The sequence below is a fragment of the Delftia acidovorans NBRC 14950 genome (assembly GCF_001598795.1).
Classification (GTDB): Bacteria; Pseudomonadota; Gammaproteobacteria; order Burkholderiales; family Burkholderiaceae_C; genus Comamonas; species Comamonas acidovorans.
This window is the reverse complement of the sequence record NZ_BCZP01000012.1, coordinates 170233-196254: the sequence shown is the minus strand read 5'-3', so window position 1 is coordinate 196254 and position 26022 is coordinate 170233. Positions and strand designations below refer to the sequence as shown.

At 65.5% G+C, this 26022-nt stretch carries 27 protein-coding genes and 1 tRNA gene; 13 read left to right on the top strand and 15 right to left on the bottom strand.

Translation table 11 applies throughout. The features are described 5' to 3' along the window. Positions 1-309: 309 nt before the first annotated feature. Positions 310-696: a hypothetical protein gene (locus DA1_RS17415; RefSeq protein ID WP_155294223.1), complete on the top strand. Its 387-nt coding sequence runs from the start codon at positions 310-312 to the stop codon at positions 694-696. A gap of 746 nt (positions 697-1442) precedes the next feature. On the opposite strand, the gene DA1_RS17405 is transcribed toward DA1_RS17415, so the two are convergent. Beyond that, complete coding sequence (locus DA1_RS17405) at positions 1443-1673, bottom strand: hypothetical protein (protein WP_034392866.1); 231 nt, start codon at positions 1671-1673, stop codon at positions 1443-1445. A 364-nt stretch (positions 1674-2037) separates the two neighbouring features. Here DA1_RS17405 and DA1_RS17400 point away from each other — a divergent pair, with 364 nt between their 5' ends. The 9 genes from DA1_RS17400 (at position 2038) to DA1_RS17370 (ending at position 8135) form a co-directional block, all read left to right on the top strand. Continuing rightward, positions 2038-2451, top strand: a complete 414-nt coding sequence (locus tag DA1_RS17400; RefSeq protein ID WP_230590775.1) for a hypothetical protein — start codon at positions 2038-2040, stop codon at positions 2449-2451. Positions 2452-2696: 245 nt separating this feature from the next. Then, entirely contained in the window at positions 2697-3014 is a 318-nt protein-coding gene (locus DA1_RS30485; RefSeq protein WP_155294222.1) for a hypothetical protein, read from the top strand. Positions 3015-3208: 194 nt separating this feature from the next. Continuing rightward, positions 3209-4189, top strand: coding sequence for a hypothetical protein (locus tag DA1_RS17395; RefSeq protein ID WP_034392864.1), 981 nt, complete (start codon positions 3209-3211; stop codon positions 4187-4189). A gap of 248 nt (positions 4190-4437) precedes the next feature. Further along, the gene (locus DA1_RS17390; RefSeq protein WP_155294221.1) at positions 4438-5199 is read left to right on the top strand and encodes a hypothetical protein; all 762 of its coding nucleotides are present in this window, start codon (positions 4438-4440) and stop codon (positions 5197-5199) included. After that, complete coding sequence (locus DA1_RS17385; RefSeq protein WP_034392860.1) at positions 5196-5636, top strand: hypothetical protein; 441 nt, start codon at positions 5196-5198, stop codon at positions 5634-5636. Before DA1_RS17390 ends, DA1_RS17385 begins: the two co-directional genes overlap by 4 nt. After that, the gene (locus DA1_RS17380; RefSeq protein ID WP_034392857.1) at positions 5629-6333 is read left to right on the top strand and encodes a hypothetical protein; all 705 of its coding nucleotides are present in this window, start codon (positions 5629-5631) and stop codon (positions 6331-6333) included. The genes DA1_RS17385 and DA1_RS17380 overlap by 8 nt, the downstream gene beginning before the upstream one ends. Positions 6334-6469: 136 nt before the next feature. Beyond that, entirely contained in the window at positions 6470-6865 is a 396-nt protein-coding gene (locus tag DA1_RS17375; protein ID WP_062794137.1) for a helix-turn-helix domain-containing protein, read from the top strand. Then, complete coding sequence (locus tag DA1_RS30480; RefSeq protein ID WP_155294220.1) at positions 6862-7098, top strand: hypothetical protein; 237 nt, start codon at positions 6862-6864, stop codon at positions 7096-7098. Before DA1_RS17375 ends, DA1_RS30480 begins: the two co-directional genes overlap by 4 nt. Positions 7099-7196: 98 nt before the next feature. Then, on the top strand, positions 7197-8135 hold the full coding sequence (locus DA1_RS17370; RefSeq protein ID WP_373861119.1) for a tyrosine-type recombinase/integrase: 939 nt from the start codon (positions 7197-7199) through the stop codon (positions 8133-8135). Between the two features lie 72 nt (positions 8136-8207). Here the strand turns inward: DA1_RS17370 and DA1_RS17365 are convergent. From DA1_RS17365 to tolB, 5 genes are all read right to left on the bottom strand, one after another. Continuing rightward, positions 8208-8283: transfer RNA gene (locus DA1_RS17365), tRNA-Lys, on the bottom strand. Positions 8284-8351: 68 nt separating this feature from the next. Next, positions 8352-9179, bottom strand: coding sequence for a tRNA threonylcarbamoyladenosine dehydratase (locus tag DA1_RS17360; protein ID WP_034392851.1), 828 nt, complete (start codon positions 9177-9179; stop codon positions 8352-8354). Beyond that, complete coding sequence (gene ybgF, locus DA1_RS17355; protein ID WP_012205234.1) at positions 9179-9961, bottom strand: tol-pal system protein YbgF; 783 nt, start codon at positions 9959-9961, stop codon at positions 9179-9181. The genes DA1_RS17360 and ybgF overlap by 1 nt, the downstream gene beginning before the upstream one ends. Further along, positions 9961-10503 carry a peptidoglycan-associated lipoprotein Pal gene (gene pal, locus DA1_RS17350; protein WP_013802696.1) on the bottom strand — a complete coding sequence of 181 codons (543 nt, stop codon included), beginning with the start codon at positions 10501-10503 and terminating at the stop codon, positions 9961-9963. The genes ybgF and pal overlap by 1 nt, the downstream gene beginning before the upstream one ends. A 77-nt stretch (positions 10504-10580) precedes the next feature. Next, positions 10581-11900 (bottom strand): Tol-Pal system beta propeller repeat protein TolB, encoded by a 1320-nt coding sequence (gene tolB, locus DA1_RS17345; RefSeq protein ID WP_034392848.1) that lies wholly within the window; start codon positions 11898-11900, stop codon positions 10581-10583. 189 nt (positions 11901-12089) lie between these two features. Between tolB and msbA the strand changes: the two genes are divergently transcribed. Beyond that, the gene (msbA, locus tag DA1_RS17340; protein WP_034392846.1) at positions 12090-13907 is read left to right on the top strand and encodes a lipid A export permease/ATP-binding protein MsbA; all 1818 of its coding nucleotides are present in this window, start codon (positions 12090-12092) and stop codon (positions 13905-13907) included. A 45-nt stretch (positions 13908-13952) separates the two neighbouring features. Here the strand turns inward: msbA and DA1_RS17335 are convergent, their stop codons facing one another. The 6 genes from DA1_RS17335 to mltG form a co-directional block, all read right to left on the bottom strand. Next, a complete protein-coding gene (locus DA1_RS17335; protein ID WP_013802699.1) occupies positions 13953-14684 on the bottom strand; it encodes an ankyrin repeat domain-containing protein in 732 nt (243 codons plus the stop codon). Next, positions 14675-15487, bottom strand: coding sequence for a TatD family hydrolase (locus DA1_RS17330; protein WP_034392844.1), 813 nt, complete (start codon positions 15485-15487; stop codon positions 14675-14677). Before DA1_RS17330 ends, DA1_RS17335 begins: the two co-directional genes overlap by 10 nt. An 83-nt stretch (positions 15488-15570) precedes the next feature. Next, a complete protein-coding gene (locus DA1_RS17325; protein WP_012205228.1) occupies positions 15571-15930 on the bottom strand; it encodes a PilZ domain-containing protein in 360 nt (119 codons plus the stop codon). Positions 15931-16074: 144 nt separating this feature from the next. After that, complete coding sequence (locus tag DA1_RS17320; RefSeq protein ID WP_034392839.1) at positions 16075-17124, bottom strand: DNA polymerase III delta subunit-related protein; 1050 nt, start codon at positions 17122-17124, stop codon at positions 16075-16077. Then, entirely contained in the window at positions 17121-17807 is a 687-nt protein-coding gene (gene tmk / locus DA1_RS17315) for a dTMP kinase (RefSeq protein ID WP_012205226.1), read from the bottom strand. The genes DA1_RS17320 and tmk overlap by 4 nt, the downstream gene beginning before the upstream one ends. Before the next feature lie 57 nt (positions 17808-17864). Continuing rightward, complete coding sequence (mltG, locus tag DA1_RS17310; protein ID WP_080736847.1) at positions 17865-18878, bottom strand: endolytic transglycosylase MltG; 1014 nt, start codon at positions 18876-18878, stop codon at positions 17865-17867. A 46-nt stretch (positions 18879-18924) separates the two neighbouring features. Between mltG and ygfZ the strand changes: the two genes are divergently transcribed. Next, positions 18925-19872 carry a CAF17-like 4Fe-4S cluster assembly/insertion protein YgfZ gene (ygfZ, locus tag DA1_RS17305; protein WP_034392833.1) on the top strand — a complete coding sequence of 316 codons (948 nt, stop codon included), beginning with the start codon at positions 18925-18927 and terminating at the stop codon, positions 19870-19872. A gap of 35 nt (positions 19873-19907) precedes the next feature. On the opposite strand, the gene DA1_RS17300 is transcribed toward ygfZ, so the two are convergent. Continuing rightward, complete coding sequence (locus DA1_RS17300; RefSeq protein ID WP_034392830.1) at positions 19908-20771, bottom strand: YbgC/FadM family acyl-CoA thioesterase; 864 nt, start codon at positions 20769-20771, stop codon at positions 19908-19910. 70 nt (positions 20772-20841) lie between these two features. After that, a complete protein-coding gene (locus DA1_RS17295; protein WP_034392826.1) occupies positions 20842-21846 on the bottom strand; it encodes an alpha/beta hydrolase in 1005 nt (334 codons plus the stop codon). A gap of 265 nt (positions 21847-22111) precedes the next feature. On the opposite strand from DA1_RS17295, the gene gbd reads away from it, so the two are divergent. After that, the gene (gene gbd / locus DA1_RS17290; RefSeq protein ID WP_012205221.1) at positions 22112-23248 is read left to right on the top strand and encodes a 4-hydroxybutyrate dehydrogenase; all 1137 of its coding nucleotides are present in this window, start codon (positions 22112-22114) and stop codon (positions 23246-23248) included. A gap of 7 nt (positions 23249-23255) precedes the next feature. On the opposite strand, the gene DA1_RS17285 is transcribed toward gbd, so the two are convergent. Continuing rightward, positions 23256-25883 carry an AI-2E family transporter gene (locus DA1_RS17285; RefSeq protein ID WP_034392824.1) on the bottom strand — a complete coding sequence of 876 codons (2628 nt, stop codon included), beginning with the start codon at positions 25881-25883 and terminating at the stop codon, positions 23256-23258. Positions 25884-26022 lie beyond the last annotated feature (139 nt).

Sequence of the window (26022 nt, the reverse complement as noted above, 5' to 3'; positions counted from 1 at the left end):
AGCGGGATTTCTTATGATGCGATGACACTATCGCCCTGACTCCAGTCCGCCAGCGCCGACGCGCCGCCAACGGCAAAGCCCTCAAAAGACTCAAGTACAGGCCAAAACATCAGCCTTCCTGCCGGTCAAGACGGCTTGGTTGGGGATACCGATCGAAGTAGTGGATCGGCTGATCAGGATGCGGCAGGGCACGCAGGCCGAGCTTGGCCGCGACGGTAGAGTGACTTGCAATCTTTCTCATTGCAAAGCTCAACGGTTACGGCCTACACTCTCCGTACTTTTTGATACAACACCACAATAGGGAAAGCTATGCGCACGAAAATTCTTTGCTCAATTCTTTTGTGCGCCTCTATGACGGGCTGTGCAACTTGGTCAACCAGTTCAGTGGACAACAGTGCAGCCGACATCACTGCAGGTCAGGGGCCGAAGAAGCAACCATCGCAGATCCAGGTCACAGAAAGCGACATCACAGACCGCAAGTACAGGATGCTTGGCGACATCTCTGTCATGGTCAACAAAACCACCGTCTTCCACCCGGACCCTACCCGCGAGATGGTGACTGAAAAGCTCAAAGAGAAGGCGTCTGAGATGGGGGCCGATGCTGTCGTTTTGGCTCGCTACGGAAAGGGCGGAATATCGCTGATGAGCTGGGGTAGCCTTGAGGGCAAGGGCCGCGCAATCAAGTTCGACGAGTGACTATGCGCTCGCCGCTCTTCCTTGCATTGTTGGCTGCCACGTTAGCTGGCTGCGCCACTTCAGCGCCAGAGATGCCTCGATATACCGCAAGGACCACTGACCCAGGGTATACGGCAGTCCCGCAGGTCGAAGTCCCTGCGCTTGGCGCCTGGAAGCTGACAACCCCGAGCACTCAAGAAGCTGCGCCAACACCCACCAAAACGATTGCGCACCTGTCAAAGGACAACTGGGATGCACTGTCTCCCGACGAGCAAGCAAAGCTCCAAGATACCCACGCTGTCCGAACTCACCAGCCTGATCGATATGGCGTGATAACTGACGTCCAGACTGTTGACCAATCCACACCAGGCACTTCTGGCGGCGCAGCTCTCGGCGGGGCTGTGGCAAGCGCCGCGTACATTGATCGATCCTTGCGCGGCAACAGCTACTCAGTTGGAGCGAACTTGGCAGTAGGAATCTTGGGGGCGATGCTTGGATCAGCGGCCGACTCGGCCCCAGTACAGCAGTACAAGACGCGCTACACCGTCAAACTCGCCGACGGCGAAGTGCAGTACTTCGACGAAGTGAAGGCTGATTCTTTTCGGCATTCGCCAGGGGTCTGCATCCACGTCCCCGAGATCACTCTTGCGACGCAGAATCTGTGCAACCAGACGGTTGATGGCGTGCGGAAGAGGTACTTCTCACAAAGGTAACCATCGCCACTGTGGATGCCAAAGCCCCGAATGCCGGGGCTTTTTGTTGGGGCTCTACGCCCGCCAAAGGGCAGCATCAATGCTCGTGTCGCCTGCCGCGATGGACGTGCGCCACAGTGTCGCCCCAACGAGTACCAAGCCAGCCACCCGCTCCTTGTAGTGGGCCTCCTGGGGATCCATGTCGCTGATGATCCTAGCCAGTACGTTGAGCGCCTCGCCTGGCTCAACGCCAGGGCCTGTCTCCGCGAGCGCAATGATTCCATCGATGGTGTCGAGATGGTGCATGGGTGTCTCCCGAGTGATCCCCCAATGTATCCATCGACCTTGGGAAGCAAAGGTCGGACGCTGCGCCGTCATTTCTAACTCCTATCGCTAGACGTTCTAGCGCCCTTCACATCGCCATGTTGCAGAGGGCTTGAGGGGTAGAGCATCTTTTTGGAACATCACATAACCAAGAGTATTGACGAATAAATAACTTAAGTTATAAGATGTATCCATCGCACACGCAAAGCGAACAGACCTCGGCAAGCGATACGAAGCCGGTAAGCCCACCAGGATGCAGAGGGCAGGTCCAGGGATGAAGTCCCGGCAGCGAGGTGTTGCGAAGGGATGCCGCAGGCATCCATTCCTCAACCTGTTGGAGTGATTGATGCAGCCCTTCTCCCGCTATCTCTTGGAAGAGATCACGCTCAACAAGACGGACGCGCTCTTGCAGGTCCGCCAAGACGCGCGCCACGGGCACAACAGCCTCACTGAAGGCTGGATCCGTCGCATCTGCCGCGCCAACGGCCTGCAGCCCCATCAAGTCCGCGCCGCCGAGCGCCAGGGCCGTGAGCTTAGAGCCAAGGGCGTGCCCTGCATGTGCTCGCATTGCGGCTTCGGCGGCAACGGCCAGATCGAAGACCGCGAGCGCATCCGCATTGACTACGCCGCCGCCCGGCGCGAGCAACTGGCAGCAGCCGGCATGCCCTACGACGAGCGCGAACAAACCATCCAGACCGAGATCGACGCGGGCGCCGCGTTCCAGGCCCTCCCCATCTCCATCAAAAGGAGCGCCTCATGAACCAGGCCGCATGCCTGTTCCGTCTTGTCGCCATGCGCTGTCGCGCTGGTGGAACCCTGCTGCAGTCAATGGCCTGGGCTGTGGGCCTGCTCTGGCGCAACCACCGCGCATCCCAGATGCCAGCACCCGTAACCTCGCAGCAAGTTCGAGGCCCTGGCGGTGTTCGAGCACCTGGAGGAACGCGACGCCACCAACCGCGCCGAAAGCCCAGACATCATTCGCAATCTGTTCGCCGGGGGTTGGGCATGATTTCCGATCTAACAGGGCCATGGCTCAGAACTGAATCAGCAAATGAGGGGTCAGGACTTGAAAGCCGTGCGCCGATCATGCTGCCGTTTCAACTCGTCCAGCCGGCCAAGCGCATTGACCATGTGAATATCCAAATCTCTTTTCCGGATTTTCAAGGAGCTAAGCACAAACCTACAACGCTGGACTCATCCAGCCCTGAGAGCAACGTTCAAAAAAGGGGCTTTGAAGCCGCGCTTGATAGCGCAACGGAACTACAAGGATTGATTTTTTTGGCTACGACATCCGCTTCGAACCCATGCAGAAAGAATACATGACTAACACAAGATGAAGGTCAACAAACCATTCATCGCATACCGGAAATAACCAAAAAGTACATCGTAGTTAGCCAATTAAAAGTCGCCTCAGCAACTTTTGAGTTACTCAAAAGTGCTTTATGAGTAGCTTTATCGTGACGCGCAATTTTTTCAAAAATTTGGCATAGTTAATCACCGCAAAGGAACCGTAACCAATGGGCAACATCATCAAAGTCAACGCTATCCCCAGCAAGATGGACACCAAGGAAATCGCCAGCATCGCGGACAAGAATCACGGCCATGTGCTCCGTGACACCCGCGTGATGCTTCTGACCTTGTTTGGGGGAGCGCACGTCGATAGCGTCATCCCGGCCAACAAGGCCAGCCAGCGCGGGCAGTTCATCCGCGACAACGTGGAAGCGTTGTTCAAAGGGGCATTTGAAGATGATCCCGTTCTGGATCATGAACAAAATCAATGCTTTACGCTGCACTACGAGAGCCGCGGCTATCTGTCTTCGGTGGAGCTGAACCGCAATCTGACCCTGACCCTCGCATCTGGCTATGACATCCACCTGCGCAACCGCATCATCTCCCGCCTGGAGGAGCTGGAACAGGCCGCCGCGCTGCCTAAGCCGGCCCCCAGCAAGCCCGCCCGCGCCTCAATGCGCTACCGCGAAGCCGCGGCGATCACTGGCGCACAGCTCAAGATCTGCAAACTGCTGGGCGTGGATGACGGCATGGCAAAGGTCATCGCAGCGAAGGAAGTGAAGGCCGTCACGGGCCTGGATTACACGAACCTACTGACCACTACGGCCGCCACGGACAACCCGCGCACGACGCCGAAGGAACTGGCAGTGCTCATCGGTGCCGGAGCGACCTCAGAACAGGTCAACAACGCGCTGGAGCAGCTGAGCTTCCAGACGAAAGAGCGCTGGACGAACGGCAAGGGCCAGCCTCGCAGCAAATGGGTGGTGACGGAACTGGGCAAAGAGTACGGCGCGCTGGTCCCCTATCAGGCTGTAGAGCATCAGCACTCTGGCTACCGCCCCGCTTGGTATGCCAGCGTGGTCGAGCTGATCCGCCCCTTGGTCGAGGTAGCGATGGCCCAGCGCACCGCGCCGAAACCGAAGCGCGACAAGAAGCCCGCTGGCGTACCCCTGCAGCCAGCTTCGCAACCCCAGGCAGCCCTGGCGTGAGCAACGCTCCAATCTCATTGAAGAGTGTTGCAAATCTGCAAATCTCAAGCTGCCAGTTAAATGAACCGGGATCACGGGCATCGTTGACACCCACAAACCAAGCCATCAACCCTATGCAGTATCAACAAGCACCTCCCGCCCAAAAAGCAAAGGGCCAGCAGCTCCAACTGCTAGCCCTCGCCCGAAACCTGCACAGCTCCAACTGCGCAGAGCTCTTGATCAAAAACCCTTAGCCAGGAATTTAGACCATGACGAATGATGCCACGCCTCGCGCGGCAGGGAAAACCCACGCCGGAATCAACCCCAAGACCGGCCGCAACCCCCGCCCCACTCCTCCGAACCGCCGCGCAGCGCCAGCCCTGCCTGAGCCTGTCGATGCGCTGGACCTGTTGGATCGCATCAAGGAGATCGCATCTCACTGGGAATGCCTCATTCTCGGTGTGTTGGAGACGAACAGCTACTGCGCCAGTATCGTCCCTGATCCACTTCCGCCCCTGCCTGATTGGGCTGTGGGCCGGCTGAAGGATCAAGGCCGGATGGCCGCCATTGAACGGGAGTTCCAGGACAAGATCCGGACGCTGGAAGACTGGCTGCAACTGGCCTCGGGAAATGGCTCAGATCATCGATTCGAGGTCTGGACGTCTCGCGGATCCCGCCTCGCGTTTCGTCACGAATCCTGGCAAGACGCTGCCAAGGTCTTGGACACATTGAAGTCGCAATTCCCAGATGCGTTCATTGCCAAGATCAATGTGATGGACGCCAAGCCTCTGGCCCGCTCCGAGCCTGAGCTGCTCGATACGATGATTGGCCGAATTCAACACATCGGCACTTGGTTTGGAGAGGGCGATAAGGCTGAAATGCTGGCAGTGCAGGATGAGACTGGCCGCCAGGTGATGACGCCCGCCGACACTCTGCACCAACACCCGGTTTATGCGAGCCTCGACAGGAAAGGCCAGGAATATGTTGAGTTCCACATGCAGCGCATTGCCAGGAAAAAAGCAAAGCCATGAGCGCCGTCGCAGTTCGCAAGGCGCCAGCTCGCCAGCAGCGCATAAGGCCCGTCATGCCGGCGACGGCTGTGGGCCAACTGGAGCACCCTGCCCAGGCTGCAGGAATGTTCGGGCGGCACATCTTGCTCACCCATCACAGCCTGTTCGGCCACGTCATCGAAGCCGGAGACGTGATCAGCGTGGATTTCGATGCGCGCCGCATTACCTGCGACTCGGACTACCTGATCGCCTTCTACTACGGCCAGGGCCATCAATGGTTCGGCGTGAGGCGATTCCATCACCGTCTGGACGGCTCCCTTGAAATCGCTGATCCCCACGGGCTTGATGCGCTGCAGTGGGGCAAATGCACGCCCGAGATACTCAACTCCATCACCGTCTTCGGCCGCGTGCTGGAGGTGTTCAAGCCAGTCAGCAAAACGAGGTGCCGCCATGGTTGAAGCGCCATGCATTGATGTCGCGAAGCCCGACATCCTCCAAGAGCATGAAGCTTTGGCTCGCCACGTGGCTCGGCGCGTGCACAACTTGATCTTGCCTCTTGCGGACCTGCTGCCACGCATCCCCGGCCATGAAGCCATCGACACGGCTGATGCTCTGCTGATGGACGTGAACAGGACCGACGGAACGTGGATGGGGGACGGCCCGAGGCCAGCCATGGGTGAGCTTCTCGCCATGGTCGCCGACAGCTTGGACACAGCAACAAAGGCGCTGAGCGCTGCAAAGACCGATGGCAGTGACCCCATCAACGCCGCGCGCTGCCTGCTTCGAGAAGCTCTGCCGCTGGCAGTCGACCTGTCTGGTGTCTTCCGATCTTCTCGACTTGTGGGAGATTCATCGGCTCTCTGGGCGCTGCAGGCGGGACAGCAGGCTGTCTATGCGCCTGCATTCGATCCGGCACCAGCCTCCGCTCAGGGGGAAACCAAAGAGCACCACGTTCTTGACGCTATCGCCTTGCAGGCCAGCATCCTGCTGGATGTAGTGGATGGTGCAGGCCGCAGCGCAGACATCAAAGAAATCAGGGAAGCGCTTGACGCAGCCCGTGTGCTGACGGCCACCATCGGCAGCCTGGCAGATGGCATGACAGGAGAGAACAAGCGCGGCGATCAATACGGCTGGCACAACGCCTGCCCAAACTAGCAATCAACATGGCAGAGCAAAATGAAAAACGCCCCCGCTTCACGCGCCAAGACGGGTCATCGCACAACGTACGCGCCCTCCTCGTGAATGCTTGGGAACCCCTTCGTCGTCAGACCACACAGCAAGGAGTTTTCTCATGAACGCTAAGCAAGCTGCAGCCATCCTCGGCATATCCTCTCGGGGGCTCTACGCTTTGGCCGCTCCTTATGGACCAATCCCCTGCTATCGCATCGGGCGCCGGATCGTGTTCAACGAAGCCGATGTTGTGGCGTTCAAGGAATCGCAAAGAGTTACCCAAGTCAAGCTCGAGTCCAGAATCCCTGGCCCGATGCCGACCATCCGGCTGAAAGTCTCGGACCCTGATCCCAGATCCAATCTGGACAAGGCACTCCTGAACATGGGCATAGTCCCCAAGTGGATGCGTGATGCCGGCATGGATGTGAAGGCCCTTAAGGCAAAGGCAGCCGCCAAAAAGAAGGCTAGCGCGGCCTCTACCCCGCGCAAGAGAAGCACAGGAGGGCCAGCTACATGACAGCTGAATCACCAGCCTTAAGTCCTTTCCTGACCGAAGACGAGATAAATGGTCTGTGCAAGCCACTGAAGCAGCGCTTCGCCCAGCGCCGCTACATCGAGCGAGTACTCGGCATCGCCGTGGCCGGTGTCCGTCCCGACGGCCTTCCGCTGGTTGGTCGCACCATCGTGGAAGAGAGGCTGAACAACAAGGCGCCCTCACCGGCTCGGCGCGGCTTCAACTGGAGTAAATGATGGGTCGCAGAAGAGAGCGAGCATCAGGCTTCGGCCTTCTGCCCCGGATGGAGGCTCGGCCGCGCAAGAACGGGCTTGTCACCTACCGATATCACCCGGTGGGTGGCAAGCCCATCAACCTGGGCACCGACCGCACCGCGGCCATACAGGCCGTGCTGGAGATGAATCACGTTCCAAACGTGCAGGGCACGATCCGCGAGCTATGGGACCTGTACCAAAAGACAGCCCGCTGGACGGCCCTGGCGGAGCGCACGAAGAAGGACTACGAGTCGTACAGCGTGAAGCTCATTGAGGTCATGGGCGAGGTGCCAGCCGCCGCGGTGCGTCCTACAGACATCGCCAGGTTCCTGCGCGTAGAGCGTGCAGACGCGCCCGTGCGGGGCAATCGAGAAATCGCCCTGCTCTCCAACCTGATGAACGTGGCCATCGAGCGTGGACTGATCGACGCCAACCCGTGCAAGCAGGTCAAGAAGAACAGCGAGCGAGCCCGGACGGAGGCGCCGGAGCCGGCCGAGCTACGCGCTTTCCTGGACTGGCTGGAGGCCGGTAGCCCTGCACGCAAAACCCTGGCCCTGATGGCCGAGTTCGCCGCCCTGGCTGGCTCGCGCCGCGTGGAGTTCCTGGCCCTGCAGGTGCCGCAGATCGACATGCAGGCCGGCGAGATCCGGCTGATGCGCGCAAAGCAACACGGCGGCACCAAGCGGGCGGAGAACATCGCCATGGGCCCGGCCATGCTGGACCTGGCCAAGAGGCTGCTGCAGCTGCCACGCCCTGAGACATCGCTGCATGTCTTCATCAATCAGCACGGCAGCCCACTCACGGAATCGGGATTCACCACGGGCTGGCAGCGGGCCATGGTCGAAGCCCTGGAGACCAAGGTGATCAGCAGGCGCTTCACCTTCCACGACCTGCGGGCGTACTACACGACCCAGCACAAGGCACGGTATGGTGCCCTGCCCGAGCTTCACGCCAGCTCAGCCACCACGGCCCGCGTCTACGACCGCTCGAAGGTCTCGAAACGGCAGTCCCTGGGCTGACCTCTATTCCCAAATTGGGAATAAAACAAAAGCCGCGCTACCTTTACGATAGCGCGGCTTCCGCGTATTTGTTGGTGGGTCCTGCGAGATTCGAACTCGCGACCAACGGATTAAAAGTCCGCTGCTCTACCGACTGAGCTAAAGACCCGAACCACGCTTTGCATGCATCAGATGCTGCTTAGCGAAGACATAGATTCTAGCACCAAAATTTACGCTTCAATTCTTGATGCGGCTCAGTTGATCGATGACCCAGCCTGCGGCGCACTGGCCGAAGGTGGCGGTGACGGCCACTACCGAGCCGTAGCCGTGGCAGTTGAGCGTGCCGTCGCCTTCGATGGCGCAAGAGGCATCGGGCGGGGCGACAGCCTCGCGGCTGAAGACGCAGGCGATGCCGATGCGCTTGCCTTCCTTGGGTGCGCCGTGCTCGCGGCGCAGGCGGTAGCGCAGTTGGGCCAGCAGCGGGTCGTGCGTGGTGGCGCTGAGGTCGTCGATATCGACCTTGTGAGCCAGGCGCTTGCCCCCCGCTGCACCCACGGAGATGAAGCATTGCTGCGTGGCGCGCGCATGGGCGGCCATGGCGGTCTTGGCCTTGACCTGGTCGCAGGCGTCGATGACGGCGTCGGCGCCCGGGGGCAGCAGGCGCAGCCAGTTGTCCGGGTCAACGAAGTCGTCGATGCAGTGCACGCGGCAGGCGGGGTTGATCTGGGCGATGCGCTCGCGCATGGCTTCGATCTTGGCCTGGCCCACGGTGGTGGTGAGTGCATGGATCTGGCGGTTGATGTTGGACTCGGCGACATGGTCCATGTCGATGAGCGTGAGCTCGCCCACACCGCTGCGCGCCAACGCCTCGGCGGTCCAGGAGCCCACGCCGCCGATGCCCACCACGACGACGTGCGCGGCGCGGATGCGCGCGGCGCCCGGCACGCCATACAGGCGCTCCAGGCCGCCGAAGCGGCGCTGCAGGTCGGCATCAGAAAAAACAGCGCCTGCTTCAGGCGCTGTCTTGTCTTCTTCCGGGAGGGATGAAGAGCCCGTGTCGTTCATCACTTGAGGCTGGCGAGACGGTTCTTGGCCGCAGCCGTGGCTTCGGCGTTGGGATAGGCCTTGATCAGGTCTTCCAGCGTCTTGCGCGCGCCCTTGGTGTCCTTCATCTCGATCTGGCAGTTGGCGATGGACAGTGCCGCCTCCGGCGCCCGGCCGTGCATGGGGGCTGCTGCCAGCAGCGCGCGGAAGTTGGTGATCGCGTCCTTGTAGTTGCGATTAGCGTACTGCGCGTTGCCCAGCCAAAAGCGTGCCGAGGGCACATAGCCGCTCTTGGGCCACTGGTTCAGGAAGGACGAGAACGCCGTGCCGGCTTCGGCAAAGCTGCCTGCGCGGAACTGCGCCAGCGCGGCTTCAAAGTCGCGTTTCTCTGCCGGGTCGGCTGCGAATTCCTGGCCGTCCACCGTCACCGTGACGGGCTCGAACTGGCGCAGGCGCTCGTCCACGCCCTTGGCGATGTCGCGCTGGCCGCGCTGCAGCTCGGCTACATCGCGCAGCAGCTGCTCGTTCTGGCCGCGCAGCTTGGCTTGCTCGGACTTGAGCTGCTCGATCTGCGACTGCAGTTCGAGCAGGCCACGGCGCGTTTGCGAGCTTTCCTCGGTCATGCGCTGCTGCGACTGCTGCATGCTGTCGACGCGCTGGCGCATTTCCAGGATGGCGCGGCGCGCCTCGTCATCGCCGAACAGTGCGGCATGGCCGCTGGCGGCGTAGCCGGCCATCAGGCCAGCAGCCAGCAGCGTGCGCAGCGCGGTGCGATGCAGGATCGGGGAGCGCTGCATGTTCATCAACGGTAGGACAGTTCAGCGCGGCGGTTTTGCGCGTAGGCGTCTTCGGAATGGCCTTCGGAGGCAGGCTTTTCCTTGCCATAGCTCACGGCTTCCATTTGCGCGTCGCTGACACCCAGCAGGCCCAGCGAGCGGCGCACAGCTTCGGCGCGCTTTTGGCCCAGGGCCAGGTTGTATTCGCGGCCGCCGCGCTCGTCGGTGTGTCCTTCGATCTGGACCTTGCGAGCGGAAGATGCCTTCAGGAAGCGTGCGTGGGCTTCGATCTGGGGCTGGGCATCGGCCTTGACGACGTAGCTGTCGAAGTCGAAGTAGACGACGCGGCTGACGCCCTGGGGACCTGCCTTGTCGGCGGCCGAGCCGGTCAGGTCCACGCCCGAGATGCCGCTTTGCGAGGTGCTGCCGGTGCCGGCACCGCTGCCCTGGCCCGTGCTGGTGGCGCCCGCGTCGGTGACCGGGGTTTCGTCAAGCTTGACGCCCGAGCTGCAACCTGCCATGAGTGCGGTGACTGCAAGTGCCAGGGAAAGTCGTTTGATGGTGATCATGAAAAATCTCCGTATGTCCGGGTGGACTTCGTGCTGAGTTGACTGGTTGACTGAAAAGAAATCGAGGAAGCCGGATATCACTGGCGCTGGAACGGACCCCAGTCGGGCTCGCGGATGTCACCGCCCTGCCCTGCCAGCCGCGCCTTGATCTTGCCGTCGAGCGTGGTGGTCATCAGGGATTCGCGGCCCTGCTGCAGGGTGGCGTAGACGATCAGGCGGCTGTTCGGGGCGAAGCTGGGGCTTTCGTCGGCCGTGGTGTCGGTGATGGCATTCACTGTGCCGGTGCCCAGGTCCATGACGTGGAGCTTGAAGCCGCCGCCCACGCGCGAGATGTAGGCAAGCCACTTTCCATCGGGGCTGACGCTGGGCGAGATGTTGTAGTTGCCGGTGAAGGTGACGCGTTCCGCACTGCCGCCCGAGGCCGGCACCTTGTAGATCTGCGGAGCACCGCCACGGTCGCTGACGAAGTAGATGGAGCGGCCATCGCTGGAGAAGTTCGGCTCGGTGTCGATGCCGCTGCTTTGCATCAGTCGGCGCGGCTCGCCGCCCTGGGCGCTGATCAGGTACAGCTGCGAGCCGCCATCGCGGCTGAGCGTGACGGCCAGGGAGTTGCCGTCAGGCGACCAGGCCGGTGCGCTGTTGGAACCCCGGAAGTTGGCAACCAGGCGGCGGCGGCCACTGGCCACATCGTGCACATAGACGACGGGCTTGCGCGACTCGAAGGACACGTAGGCCAGCTGGGTGCCGGTGGGCGACCAGGCGGGCGAGATGATGGGTTCCGGGCTGGACAGGGCCGACTGGGCGTTCTCGCCATCGGCATCGGCCACCCACAGGCGGTAGTTGCTGCCCGCCTTGGTCACGTAGGCGATGCGCGTGGAGAACACGCCCTTCTCGCCCGTGAGTTTTTCGTAGATGTAGTCGGAGATGCGGTGGGCCACCAGGCGCAGGTCGCCGGTGGTGACGGCAAAGCCCTGGCCGCCCAGGTCCTGGCCCTTGACCACGTCCCAAAGGCGAAAGCGCACGTCGTAGCGGCCATCGGCCAGGCGCGTGATGCTGCCCACGGCCAGCGAGTCAGCGCTCTTTTGGCGCCACATGGCAACGTCGGGGCGCGAGGTTTCGTCCAGCTGGACGCCGGCCGTGTCCACGGCGCGGAATTGACCGCTGCGCTCCAGGTCAGCCTGGATGATGGCCGAGATCTTCTGGGGCGCCTGCCCTTCTCCCTTGAATGCTGCAATGGCGATGGGCAACTGGGTCAGGCCCACGCCCGTCACTTCGACGCGGAACTGGGCCAGCGCGGGAATTGCGGGGGTTGAAGCGAGAGCGGCCAGCAGGGTTCGGCGCGAAGTGCGCGGCACGGCCGCCAGGGAGGAGGGAGAAAGGAGTCGGTCAATAGTCATTGGCATTCATCAATATCTACGGGAAGACCCCGGTACTTGCACAGGTGCGAATGTTACACACACTGGATGCGTCTCGATGTAAGAACGTGCACTGTAGGGTCTGTCGGCCCAGGCTTTCTCGATCCCCGCCAGCCGCATCAGTTCCCCATGAGGCAGCCCCAGGCAAGCCCGCCGTAAAATCCGCGCTTCATGCAAGCACCATCCTCACCGCCGCCGGCCCCTGCGCCGTCCGCCGCACCGGCGGCCCTTGATCTCGCCAGCACCCTGACCCTGTCGCAGCGCCTCAAGCGCCTGTCACCCTACTTTGGTGGCCAGCGCCTGGCCTGGACGCTGGCCGTGGCTGCCACGCTGGTGGGCGCGGTCACCGAGCCATTGATCCCTGCCCTGCTGCAGCCGCTGCTGGACAGCGGCTTCACCGACGGCACGCTGCCGCTGTGGTCGGTGCCGCTGGCCATCATCGGCGTGTTCCTGGTGCGGGGCCTGTCGCAGTTCGTGGGCCAGTACGCGCTGGCGCGCATTGCCAACGAGGGCATGCTGGCGCTGCGCAAGCGCCTGTTCGAGCGGCTGCTGGCGGCCGATATGGCGCTGTTCTCGCGCCAGTCGGCCTCATCGCTGTCCAATACCGTGGTCTATGAGGTGCAGACCGGCTCCACGCTGCTGGTGCAGGCCATGCTGGGCATCTCGCGCGACGGTTTCACGCTGGTGGCGCTGCTGGGCTACCTGCTGTATCTGAACTGGCAGCTGACGCTGGTGGTGGCGGCCGTGGTGCCGGGCGTGGCCTGGATCATGAAGACGCTGTCGCGCCGCCTGTACCGCATCACCAAGATCAGCCAGGAGGCCACCGATTCCCTGGCCTATGTGGTGGAAGAGAACGTTCTGGCCCACCGCATGGTGCGCCTGCATGGCGCGCAACAGGGCCAGCAAAAGCGCTTTGGCGGCCTGAGCGGGCAGCTGCGCAAGCTGGCCATCAAGGCCACCATCGCCTCGGCGGCCATGACGCCGCTGACCCAGTTGCTGGCCGCCGCCGCACTGTCGGCCGTGATCTGCATTGCGCTGTGGCAAAGCCGGGGCACGGGCGCTGCTGCGGCCAATGTGCAGGATGTGACGGTGGGCAGCTTTGCGGCCTTCATCACGGCCATGCTGATGCTGATTGCCCCTATCCGACGCCTGGCCGATGTGGCCAACCCCATCACGCGTGGCGTGGCTGCGCTGGAGCGGGGCCTGCATCTGCTGGAGGGCTCGGGCGACGAGACCGGCGGCACGCAGGTGCCCGGCAAGGCGCGTGGCGAGATCGAGTTGCGCGACGTGTCCGTGCAGTTTGGCGAGGACAAGGCACCCGCCCTGAGCCATGTGGACCTGCGCGTGCGCCCGGGCGAGGTGGTGGCCCTGGTCGGCCCCTCTGGCGCGGGCAAGACCACGCTGGTGAACCTGCTGCCACGCTTTTTGCAGCCCACGGGCGGCCAGTTGCTGCTGGACGGCACGCCCCTGCCCGAATGGGATCTGGCCGCGTTGCGCCAGCAGTTCGCCATGGTCAGCCAGGATGTGGTGATGTTCAACGACACCATTGCCGCCAACGTGGCGCTGGGCGGGGTGGAAGACGAGGCCCAGCTGTGGGCCGCGCTGGATGCCGCCAATCTGGGCACCCACGTGCGCGGCCTGTCCAACGGTCTGCAGACGGTGGTGGGCCACAACGCCAGCCAGCTGTCGGGGGGCCAGCGCCAGCGGCTGGCGATTGCACGGGCGCTGTACAAGGATGCGCCCATCCTGATCCTGGACGAGGCCACCTCGGCCCTGGACAACGAATCCGAGCGCCTGGTGCAGGAGGCGCTGACGCGGCTGATGCAGGGCCGCACGACCCTGGTCATCGCACACAGGCTCTCGACCATCGAGCATGCCGACCGCGTGGTGGTGATGGAGCGCGGCCGCATTGCCGAGCAGGGAACACATGCCGAGCTGCTGGCGCGGGACGGCCTGTACGCCCGATTGAGCAGGAATCACACAACCTGAGCTGGACAGCGGCGGCACCGGCAGTGCCACTCGCCTGGCTTGCTGCTACCAGCTTCCGCGCGAAGGCTGGGTCTTGCGTTCGGCCTTGATGGCCTTGGTGAGCTTGTCCACCATGTACTGGCGGTCCACCTGCCGGGCAAAGTCGGCGGCGGTGAAGCCGCGCTGGTTGCGAAGGATGACGTCGGCGCCCTCCTTGATCAGCAGGTCCACCACGGCTTCGCTGCTGTATTGGGCGGCCAGCATCAGCGGCGTGGTGCCGTTGGGCGAGTCGGCGTCGATGTAGGCGCTGTTGTCCAGCAGCAGCTTGACGATGTCCAGCGTCTTGGGCAGGTCGGCCGAGGTGGCGTAGTGCAGCGGTGTCCAGCCGGGGCGGTTGACATCGGCGCCCCGGCGTATGAGTTCCTTTGCCAGGTCAAGGTGGCCCTTGATGCAGGCCATCATCAGCGGCGTTTCGCCCTGCTGGGAGGCTTCGTTGACCTTGATGCCCGGGGATTTGAGCAGCACGTCGAAGACACCCAGCGAGCCTTGGTGCAAGGCGGCCACCAGGCCCGGGCGGCCACGCGTGTCGCGGGTGTTGGGGTCGAAGCCGCGAAAGATCAGGTTGACCATGGCGCGCTCGTTGTCGCTGATGATGGCGCGCACGTAATCGTCGTACTGGCTGGCATGCGCCAGCCCGCCGCTGGCTGCGGCCAGGGCCACCACGGCCTGGCCGGCCTGGGCCAGCCAGTGGCGCCGGTCCACGCCCACGCGGCCACTGGCCGCAGCATTCAGTCGCATGCGACAACCCCCTTGAACAGCTGGTCGAAGTTGGCACTGGTCAGGGCCGCCACGTCCTCCACGGCCATGCCGCGCACCTGCGCAATCTGCTGTGCCACGTAAGGCACGTAGGACGGATTATTGGTCTTGCCGCGATAGGGAACGGGCGCCAGGTAGGGGCTGTCGGTCTCGATCAGCAGGCGGTCGGCCGGCACGAAGGCGGCCACGTCGCGCAGGTGCTGGGCGTTCTTGAAGGTAACGATGCCCGACATGGAGATGTAGTAGCCCAGGTCCAGCGCCGCACGCGCGACCTCCATGGTCTCGGTGAAGCAGTGGAACACGCCGCCAGCCTGGCCTGCCGAGCCGTCCTCGCCTTCTTCGCGCAGGATGGCCAGCGTGTCATCAGAGGCGCTGCGCGTGTGGATGACCAGGGGCTTTTGTGTCTGGCGTGCCGCGCGGATGTGCACGCGAAAGCGCTCGCGCTGCCATTCCAGGTCGGCAATGGTGCGCCCGCCCTTGCGGTCTTCCATGCCGTAGTAGTCCAGGCCCGTTTCGCCGATGGCCACCACGCGCGCCAGGGCGGCGCGCTCGACCAGGTCGGCCACGCTGGGCTCGGTCATGTGTTCCGTATCGGGGTGCACGCCCACCGTGGCCCAGAAATTGTCGTGGTCCAGTGCCAGCTGGTGCACATCGCCGAATTCCTCCATCGTGGTGCAGATGCACAGCGCACGCGTGACGCGCGCGGCCGCCATGGCCTCGCGGATCTCGGGCAGGCGGCTTTGCAGCTCGGGGAAATTCAGATGGCAGTGGGAATCGGTAAACATGGAATCTCGTGGTTCAGAAACAGGCATGCCGACCGGAGAGCATTTCCTCCGTGTCGGCATGCGGGCAGAGGCAGGTGCAGGACTCAGACCGTCTGCGTGGCCTTGTCCGAGGCCAGGGCCGAGCCCAGGATGTTCTCGATCTTGGCCTTGAGCTCGGCGGACTTCTCGTCCTTGGGGAACTGTATGCCTATGCCCTGCGTGCGGTTGCCCGAGGCGCGCGCGGGCGTGATCCACGCCACGCGGCCGGCCACGGGATAGCGCTGCGGCTCGTCGGGCAGGGTCAGCAGCACGTAGACATCATCGCCAAGACGGTACTCACGCTGCGTGGGCACGAAAACGCCCCCTTCGGCGAACATGGGAATGTAGGCGGCGTACAGCGCGGCCTTTTCCTTGATCGCCAGTTGCATCACGCTGGGACGGGGTGTGGTGGGTGCGGTGCTCATGGATGGTTTGCAGACATTGGTTCGGTGAGCGGCCGGCGCGATCGGCACCGGGCCCAGGGCCGTAGGTTAACAGGACGGGCTTTCATGTGGCGAAAAGCACCCCGCCGCGCTGCTGCGCTGCCGCCACGCCCCGCTCCCCGCGCCTCATCCCCGGCGTTGGCGGGCAGGCTGGCCGGACATGAGCACGCGCCGGGCCTCGGCGGCCAGGGCCTCGGTCATGAGTCCGGCGTTGAAGGGGTGGTCCGCCGTGCGCGCAGCCTGGGCCAGGGCGCGTGACCATTCGGCCAGCAGGCCCATGTCCAGCGGCCGCGACGGCAGGTCGGCCGGCGTGAAGTAGCGCGGCGCGGCGCCTGCGGCCAGGGCCATCAGGTCGTGGCAGATCTTCTGCAAGGCCTCCACGGCATGGGGCGGAGCATAGGCGGCCAGGGCCGCCACATCGCCCTTGGCCAGCGCGCGCGGCAACTGGGACCATGCGGCCATGTCCTTGCCGCCACCGCTGTGCGCCAATGCCAGCGCGTCGCCGGGCCGCCCGCCTGCGGCGCGCAGCGCCACGTCGGCCGCTTCCGGGGCCACGCCCTGCCCCTGCAGCCAGTCCAGGGCCTCTTGCTGATCGGGCCAGGCCATGGTGTGGGTCAGGCAACGGCTGCGGATGGTGGGCAGCAGCTGGTGGGCCGCCTCGCTGGCCAGCACGAAGCGGGCATCGCCCGGCGGCTCCTCCAGCGTCTTGAGCAGCGCATTGGCCGTGATGGCGTTCATCTGCTCGGCCGGGTAGACCAGCACGGCCTTGCCGCGCCCGCGCGCGCTGGTGCGCTGGCAGAACTCCACGGCGTCGCGCATGGCCTCGACACGGATTTCCTTGCTGGGCTTGCGTTTCTTGTCGTCGATATCGGCCTGGGCCTTCTCGGGCAGCGGCCAGCCCAGCGCCATCATCTGCACCTCGGGCATGAGCACGCACAGGTCGGCATGGGCGCGCACGTCGATGGCGTGGCAGCTGCCGCAGTGGCCGCAGGCCCCCTGGGGCGACGGCGATTCGCACAGCCAGGCGCGCACCAGCGACAGCGACAGCGCGTACTGGCCCAGGCCGGAAGGCCCCTGCAGCAGCCAGGCGTGGCCGCGCTGGGCCAGCAGGCGCGTGCGTTGCCCGGCGATCCAGGCGGTGTCGGTCTCGGCCGGTTGTGGCAGGGACTCGCTCATGCCGCACCTGCCTGTCCGCCGACCATGATGGCCAGCCAGCCCCGGCGCACCATGACCTGGGTGATCTGCTGCCAGACCGCATGCCGGCTGGCGTTGGAGTCGATGCGCGCAAAGCGCTGGGGCGCGGCGGCAGCGCGCGCCGCATAGCCCTGGGCCACGCGTGCGAAAAAGCTGCCGGGCTCGGACTCGAAGCGGTCCGGGACACGGGCCGAGGCCAGGCGCTCGGCGGCCACCTCGGCGGGCAGGTCGAACCAGAGCGTCAGGTGGGGCTCGCGCAGCAGATCGGGCTGGGGGGCGGTGCCCGTCTGCACCATGCGCTCCAGCGTGGCCAGCGGCTGCAGGTCGAAGCCCCGGCCCGCGCCCTGGTAGGCAAAGGTGGCATCGGTGAAGCGGTCGCAGAGCACGACTTCGCCGCGCGCCAGCGCGGGCTCGATCACCTGCACCAGGTGGTCGCGTCGCGCGGCAAAGGCGATCAGGGCCTCGGTCAGCGGGTCCATGGCGTCGTGCAGCATCAGCGCGCGCAGCTTTTCGGCCAGCGGCGTGCCGCCGGGCTCGCGGGTGAGCGTCACCGTGCGGCCCTGGTCACGGAAAGCCTGGGCCAGCGACGCGATATGCGAGGACTTGCCGGCGCCATCGATGCCTTCGAAGCTGATGAACAGGCCGGCGGGAGTTGCAGTGGTCATATGGAAAGAGAGGATACGCAAGCGCTGCGCAAAGCGCAGCAGCCCTGGGGTAATATCTCAGGGCTTTTGCCCAGGGCTTTGCTGGCCGCGCTGGTAGCGGTTCACGGCGCGGTTGTGCTCGTCCAGCGAGGCACTGAAATGGCTGGTGCCGTCGCCACGCGCCACAAAGTACAGCGCCTTGGTCTGTCCGGGCTGCACGGCGGCCATGAGGGCGGCCTTGCCGGGCATGGCGATGGGCGTGGGCGGCAGGCCCGCGCGGGTGTAGGTGTTCCAGGGAGTATCGGTCTGCAGGTCGCGGCGGCGCAGGTTGCCGTCGAATTTCTCGCCCAGGCCGTAGATCACGGTGGGATCGGTCTGCAGCAGCATGCCGATGCGCAGGCGGTTGCTGAAGACACCGGCAATCTGTGCGCGGTCGGCCGCGCGGCCGGTTTCCTTCTCGACGATGCTGGCCAGGATCAGCGCTTCGTCGGGCGTCTTGAGCGGCGTGTCGGCCGAGCGCAGCGCCCAGACATCGGCCAGGCGCCGGTCCATGGCGTGCAGGGCGCGGCGCAGCACGGCCAGGTCGGAGCTGCCCTTAGCATAGGTATAGGTATCGGGGAAGAAGCGGCCCTCGGGCGCCACGCCCGCGCGGCCCAGGGCCTGCATGAGGGCAGCGTCGTCCATGCCTGCGCTTTCCTGGCGCAGGAATTCCTCGCGGGCCAGGGCGGCGCGCACCTGGCGCCAGTTCCAGCCTTCCACCAGGGTCAGGGCCTTGAGCGATTCCTCGCCGCGCGCGAGTTTTTGCAGCAGCACATAGGGAGTCAGGCCCGTGGTCAGCTCATAGTTGCCGGCCTTGATCTGCCGATCCTGCCCCGAGACGCGGAACCAGGCGTACAGCAGCCGCGCATCGGTCTGCACGCCGGCCTTGACCACTTCGCGGGCCACGCCACGCGGCGTGGTGCCGGGCTCGACCTCCAGCTCCAGCGTGGGCTGGGCCAGCGGCAGCGGCTGGTTCAGCCACCACCAGCCGGCACCGGCCAGCACGGCGGCCAGCACCAGCAACATCATCAAAGCGCGAAAGATAAAGCGCACAACCTCGGTCCAAGCAAGCAATAGAGCGGCTGATCATAATTCAGCCATGACCCAGCCTTTACTGAACGGCATTGCTTCCGTTTCCCATCTCGGCGTGATACGCGCCCTCGGCGAAGACGCCGCCCAGTTCCTGCATGGACAGCTGACCAACGACTTCGCGCTGCTGGATCTGCAGCATGCGCGTCTGTCAGCGTTCTGCACGGCCAAGGGCCGCATGCTGGCCAGCTTCATCGGCTTCAAGCGCAGCAAGGACGAGATCCTGCTGCTGTGCGACCGCAGCCTGCTGGCGCCCACGCTCAAGCGCCTGTCCATGTTCGTGCTGCGCGCCAAGTGCAAGCTCAGCGACGCCACGGCCGAATTCACGCTGCACGGGCTGGCTGGCGATGCCGCCGCGCAGGCCCTGGGCCCGGCAGCCGTGCCCTGGACCAAGACCGATGACGGCGACGCCAGCCTGATCGCCCTGTACCCGGCCGCCGGCCAGCCGCGCGCCCTGCGCGTGGCGCCCGTGGGCGCGCCCCTGCCCGAAGGCCCTGCACTCAGCGAGGCCGACTGGCTCTGGAGCGAAGTCGCCAGCGGCATTGCCACGCTGTCGGCGCCTGTGGTGGATGCCTTTGTGCCGCAGATGCTCAACTACGAATCGGTGGAAGGCGTGAATTTCAAGAAGGGCTGCTACCCAGGCCAGGAAGTGGTGGCCCGCAGCCAGTTCCGGGGCACGCTCAAGCGCCGCGCCTACCTTGCCCATGCACAGCAGCCGCTGGCCACCGGCATGGAGGTCTTCACGCCCGAGGACCTGGAGCAGGCCACCGGCACCGTGGTCCAGGCCGCCCCGGCGCCTGGTGGCGGCTGGGACGCCATCGTCTCCATGCAGACCAGCTCGGCCGACCAGCCCCTGCTGGCCCACGCCGCACTGGGCGAAGGCCAGCGCGCCGATGCCGCACAGGCCGTGGCGCTGCAGCTCAAGCCCCTGCCCTACGCGTTGCGCGAGGACATCTGAGATTTGAGCCTTGCACCGCCTGAGCTGCCTGCAGCTCAGGCGGTGAGAGCTTTCCTCATGGTGATGTGGGGAATGCCGGCCTCTTCATAGGGCTCGCCTTCCGGCGTGAAGCCCGCGCGCAGGTAGAACGACTCGGCATGGCGCTGCGCATGCAGCACGACTTCGCGGTCACCGCGCTGGCGCGAGGCTTCGACCAGGCTGTCCAGCACGATGCGGCCCCAGCGGCCGCCGCGCACGCTGCGGTCCACGGCCATGCGGCCGATCCTGCCCGCGCCGGGGCTGTCGCTGACCAGGCGGCCGGTGGCTATCGGCTGGCCCAGGCCGTTGTAGACCACGGCGTGGCGGGCCACGGGGTCGAATTCGTCGATCTCGATCTCGCGCGGCACGCCCTGCTCGTGCACGAACACGGCCAGGCGCAGGCGCTCGGCGTCGCGGCCCAGGTCGTTCCAACTGCCCGATGCCACGCGCACCACGCTCTGGCCGGCCTCATAGGCAGTGAGCACGTCGCGCAGCTGCTGCGGCACGGGCAGCGGCTGGCGCGTGGTGGCATCGGCGAACACATAGACCAGCTCCACGGTATTGAGCAGTTCCATGCCCCGGAAGATGCCGGCCTCGAACAACAGCGAGGTATTGCCCTGCCTGGCACAGCGTATGCCCACATGCAGCACGTCGCCCAGCGTGGCCGATGCGTGGTAGGTGGTGGTGGCCTTCTTGACGAACAGCTCGCCACCCAGGGCCGCGAAGGACGACTCATAGGGCATGCCCAGCTGGCGCCAGTAGTCGGTGACGGCCACGTCGGCGTACATCAGGTAGTGGGCGTTGAAGACGATCTTCTGGGCGTCCACTTCGGACCAGCGCACTTCGATGCGTTGCAGCGTGCGGAAATCTTGGCGTTGCATGGGGGTGTTTCTCTCCTGTTGTCTTGGGGTGTCTTGGTGTGTTTTGGTGTGTTTTGGTGCGCCTTGGCCTTCAGGCCGCGAAGGCGTCGCTCAAGGCGCGCGCCATGTCGGCATGTGCACGGCGCGCTTCGGCAATGGCACGGCCCATCTTGACGAATTCATGGGTCACGCCCCGGTAGATCTCCAGGTCCACGGGCACGCCGGACATGCGCAGCTTGTCGGCGTATTCCACGCCCTCGTCCACCAGCGGGTCGCATTCGGCCAGGCCTATCCAGGCCGGGGCCACGCCGTCCACGTCAGGCGCCAGCAGCGGGGCAAAGCGCCAGTCCTCGCGGTCGGCGGGGCTGTTGAGGTACTGGGCGAAGAACCAGGTGATGGCCGGCTCGTCGATCACCAGCCCGTGGGCGAAGCGGCGGTGCGAGTCGGTGTCCTGGTTCGCCGTCGTGCCCGGGTAGATCAGCAGTTGCAGGGCCAGCTTGAGGCCGGTGTCGCGCGCATGGATGGCGCAGGCTGCGGCCAGCGTGCCGCCCGCGCTGTCGCCGCCCACGGCCAGGCGCGCAGGGTCGGCGCCCAGCGAGGCCGCCTGCGCGGCCAGCCACTGCAGCGCGTCCCAGGCGTCGTTGTGGGCGGTGGGAAACTTGTGCTCTGGCGCGCGCCGGTAGTCCAGCGAGACCACCATGGCGCCCGACAGATGGGCCAGTTGGCGGCACAGCACGTCGTGCGTGGCCACGCTGCCTACGGTGAAGCCGCCGCCGTGCAGGTACAGCAGCACGGGCAGGCCCGTGGCCGGCGCCTGGCTGCGCTCCACGGGCGCATAGAGCCGCGCAGGCAGCAAGGCGCCATCGCGCGCGGGAATCTGCAGATCCTCCACACGCGGCAGAACCGGCTTGGGAATTTCGAGCACGCCGGCCCCCGCCTCGTAGGCAGCACGTGCGCCCTCGGCGCCCAGCTGGTGCAGGGGCGTGCGTGCGGCGCGCTCCATGCGGCGCAGCACATCGCGCATCTGGTGGGTCAGGGACGCCGGCAGCGGCGTGGCATGGGAGGAGGATTCAGTCTGGGGCACGTTCAGGGACAGGTTCGGTAGCGACTATCTGGCAAGGCAATTCGGTGCGGCCGGCGAGGTGCGGCCGACCAGGCACGGCGCAGCAGGCATTGTGCCGCGAGCACAAGGCCCTGGCAGCCATGCGATGGCAGCGCATGCCCGCGCTGTCGCCCCCGTGACCGCCGCAGCGCCCTCTCAGGGTTTGCTTTGTTTGCAGTGCAGCACGCGCGGTCTAGATTCGGCGCACTCCCCCTGATCCCCACCACGGGCCGCAACGGCCCGCAACGAGTCACCGACCATGGCCTTCATCAACTACGTCACCCAGATCCAGTTTGACTTCGGCGCCGTGCGCCTGTTGCGCCAGGAGTGCGAGCGCGTGGGCATCACGCGGCCGCTGATCGTCACCGACCAGGGCGTCAAGGCCGCTGGCGTGCTGCAAAAGGCGCTGGATGCGCTGGGCGGCATGCCGCATGCGGTGTTCGACCAGACGCCCTCCAACCCCACCGAGGCCGCCGTGCGCGCGGCCGCTGCCATCTACCAGGAGCAGCGCTGCGACGGCCTGATCGCCGTGGGCGGAGGCAGCGCCATCGACTGCGCCAAGGGCGTGGCGATTGCAGCCACGCACGAAGGGCCGCTGTCGCACTACGCCACCATCGAGGGAGGCTCGCCGCGCATCAGCGAGCGCGTGGCCCCGCTGATCGCCGTGCCCACCACCAGCGGCACGGGCAGCGAGGTGGCGCGCGGAGCCATCATCATCGTGGACGACCACCGCAAGCTGGGCTTTCACAGCTGGCACCTGGTGCCCCGTGCCGCCATCTGCGACCCGGAACTGACCTACGGCCTGCCCGCCATGCTGACGGCCGCCACGGGCATGGACGCCATCGCCCATTGCATGGAGACCTTCATGGCGGCGGCCTTCAACCCGCCTGCCGACGGCATTGCGCTCGATGGCCTCACGCGCGGCTGGGCCCACATCGAGCGCGCCACGCGCAACGGCCAGGACGCCGAGGCGCGCCGCCAGCTGATGAGCGCCAGCATGCAGGGCGCCATGGCCTTCCAGAAGGGTCTGGGCTGCGTGCACAGCCTCAGCCACAGCCTGGGCGGCGTGAACCCGCGCCTGCACCATGGCACGCTGAACGCCATGTTCCTGCCCGCCGTGGTGCGCTTCAATGCCGAGGCCGAGAGCGTGCGCGCCGAACAGCGCCTGCAGCGCATGGCCCACGCCATGGGCCTGGACTCGGGCAGCGACATTCCCGAAGCCATACGCGACATGAACGCCCGCCTGGGCCTGCCCACGGGCCTGGCGGCCATGGGTGTGGAGCGCGCGCAGTTCGCGGCCGTGATCGGCGGCGCGCTCAAGGACCATTGCCACGGCACGAACCCGCGCCTGGCCAGCGCCGACGACTACGAGCAGATGCTGGCCACCTCGCTGTAAGCGGGACTCAGCCGCCAGCACTCGGTTGGGGTGTTGTCGATGGTGACGACGATGGTGGCTGGGGTGTCGTTTGGGATGCCACTTGCGCCGGAGTTTGTGCCGAAGTCTGCACCGGAGCCGGTGCAGCGCCAGCTTCCATCATCCGGCGCACCTCCACGTTCTGCATCAACTGCTCGGCCATGACGCCCAGCAGCTCCAGATCTGCCGCCGAGACCTCGCGCGGCGCGTCGTCCATGATGCAAAAGCTGCCCAGCACCGTGCCGTGGCGGTTCTTGAGCGGCACGCCCGCGTAAAAGCGCAGCCGCATCGCCTGCAACGCGGGGTTGCCGGCAAATCGGGGGTCGCGCGCGGCGTCATGCACCACCAGGGCGTCACCGCCATGGACCACGTAGGAGCAGATGGACTGCGCACGCGGCATGCCGGCGGAAGCCGGGTCGCCCTGGTCCGCCACCAGCAGGCTGCCGGGCGTGTGCACGCGGTCGGCATCGACCCATGAGACCTGGGCCCATTTCACATCGAAGGCATTGGCGGCCTGCTGGGCTGCCTCGTGGTACAGCGGCGGCAGGCCGGGCCCGAGCACGCCGCTGTCGTGCAGTTGGCGCACGCGCTGCTCATCGTCATCGGGAATGGGCGCGGCCAGGCCCTGGCCTGCCGCGTCAGGCAGGCGCAAGGCGTCCACCCACAACTGCAGCTCGCGCAGGCCGGACACGCAGGCGGCGGCGCCGCAGCGGCGCGCGAACTCGGGGTCGGACACCACGGCCGGCGCATTCCACAGCGCCAGCACCACGCGCAGGTGCGGCCAATGGCGGCGCACGCGGCGCATCAGTTGGCGCACCACGGTCTGGGGCTGGGTGCTGAAGACGGACAGCACCAGCAATTGCGCCTCGGCCAGGGCCTGCGCTCCTGCGTGGCCTTGCGGCAGGCCGCCCTGCCCCGGTCCCAGCTGGCGCCATTGCGGGTCGGCGGCCAGGGCCCAGTCCGAGCAGCTGACCACGTGGCCGCGCAGCGCCTCGCTGTGCGCCACCATGGCGGCGGCCAGGGCATCGACCTCCCAGCGCGCGCCCACGCAATGGATGCGCAGGGCGCGTGTGGCCAGGGCCGAAGCGGGCGGCGGATGGCTTTCGCGCAGTTCCTCGATCAGGGCATCCATGCCGCTGGACAGGCGCAGCCGGTGTTCGGCCGTGGCCGATTCCAGGTGCTGCTGCGTGGCCAGGCGCAGTGCGGGGATGGCCACCTCGTCATAGAAACCGGCCACTGCGGCCGAGCGTTCGTCCGCCGAGGCGCGCGCCGGCAGCCTTGCGTCCACCAGTTCATGCGCCAGCGTGACCGCGTCTTCCACGTCGTCGGCCAGCAGGCGCTGGTACAGGCGCTGGGCCGGCCCCAGCACGGGCGAGCTGCCCAGCAGCACTTCCATGAATTGCAGCGCCGGGATGTAGCGCCCCAGCACCAGCAGGCAGACCGTGAGCGGCGTGGACAGGATCAGCCCTATCGGCCCCCACAGCGCCGTCCAGAAGGTGGCCGACACGATGATGGACAGCGTGGACAGGCCCGTGCTGCTGCCATACAGCCAGGGCTCGATGAGGTTGTTGCTGATCAGCTCCAGCGCCATGATCAGGCCCAGCGTCATCAGCAGCATCTGCCAGCCCGGGTCCACGGCAAAGGCCAGCGCCAGCGGGAAGGCGGCCGAGATCATGGCCCCCACATATGGCACGAAACGCATGATGGCCGCCAGCACGCCCCAGAGAATGGCGCCCGGCACGCCAATGAACCACAGCCCCGCCGCCATGGGCAGTCCGTAGGTGATGTTGACGACGAACTGCATGCGCAGGTACTTGCCTATGCGCTGCGAGGCCTCGTCCAGCGCGTCGGTGGCCACGTGCAGGTTGCCGCCCATCAGGCGCAGCAGCCGGTCGCGCAGGTCATCGCGGTCCAGCAGGATGAGGATCACGAACAGCAGCACGATGCCGGCCATGGTCACGGGCTCGGCCACGCGGCCCAGCCACTGCAGCATGCGCGCCGTGGGCTTTTGCTCTGGCGACTGGATCTCCACCTTCTGCACGCGGGGCGTGGTGGCGCCGCGCGATATCTCGCGTTCCACGGTGTCATAGGTGCGCAGCGCGCCGTCCCAGGCACTGGGCATGTTGGCGTTCCTGCGCAGGCTGCGCAGCTTGTCGCGGATGGTGTTCTGGTAGGTGGGCAGATCGGCGCTGAGCTGCTGCACCTGGCTGCCCAGATAGGTACCCATTCCCGCCAGCGTCGCCAGCGCCATGACCACCACCAGCAGCGTGGCCGCCATGCGCGGCATGCCCCAGCGCTTGAGCCGGGAGACGGCCGGATCCAGCAAAAAACCGAACAACAGCGCCAGCGCCAGCGGAATCAGCAGGCCCTGGCCGAAATACAGGCCGGCGATGACGATGCTGGCCACCAGCAGCCCGGTGAGCAGGCGCAGCGCGGGCACCATGTCGGCCAGCTGTGCCAGGCCCGGCAGGGCCGAACGCACGCTGCGCGCGAAATCGGCATGGGTGGCGGCATGGGTAGCGGAATTCGCGGCTGCATTGGCCGCATTGCCGCCTTCGGCGGCGGCAGGAAGGGCCTGCCGTGAAGGCGACGGCGCAGGGTCGGAATGTGGGTTCATGGAAACGGGATGTCAGGGCTTGGATGCAGGTATGGATACTGCCTCACATCCGCATATCGGGGGATTGCACAGCGCGCCGCGGGCCTGCCCTGTCAGCGGGCACCGCAATTGCCGGAACGCCGTTGCCGCCGGCGCATCG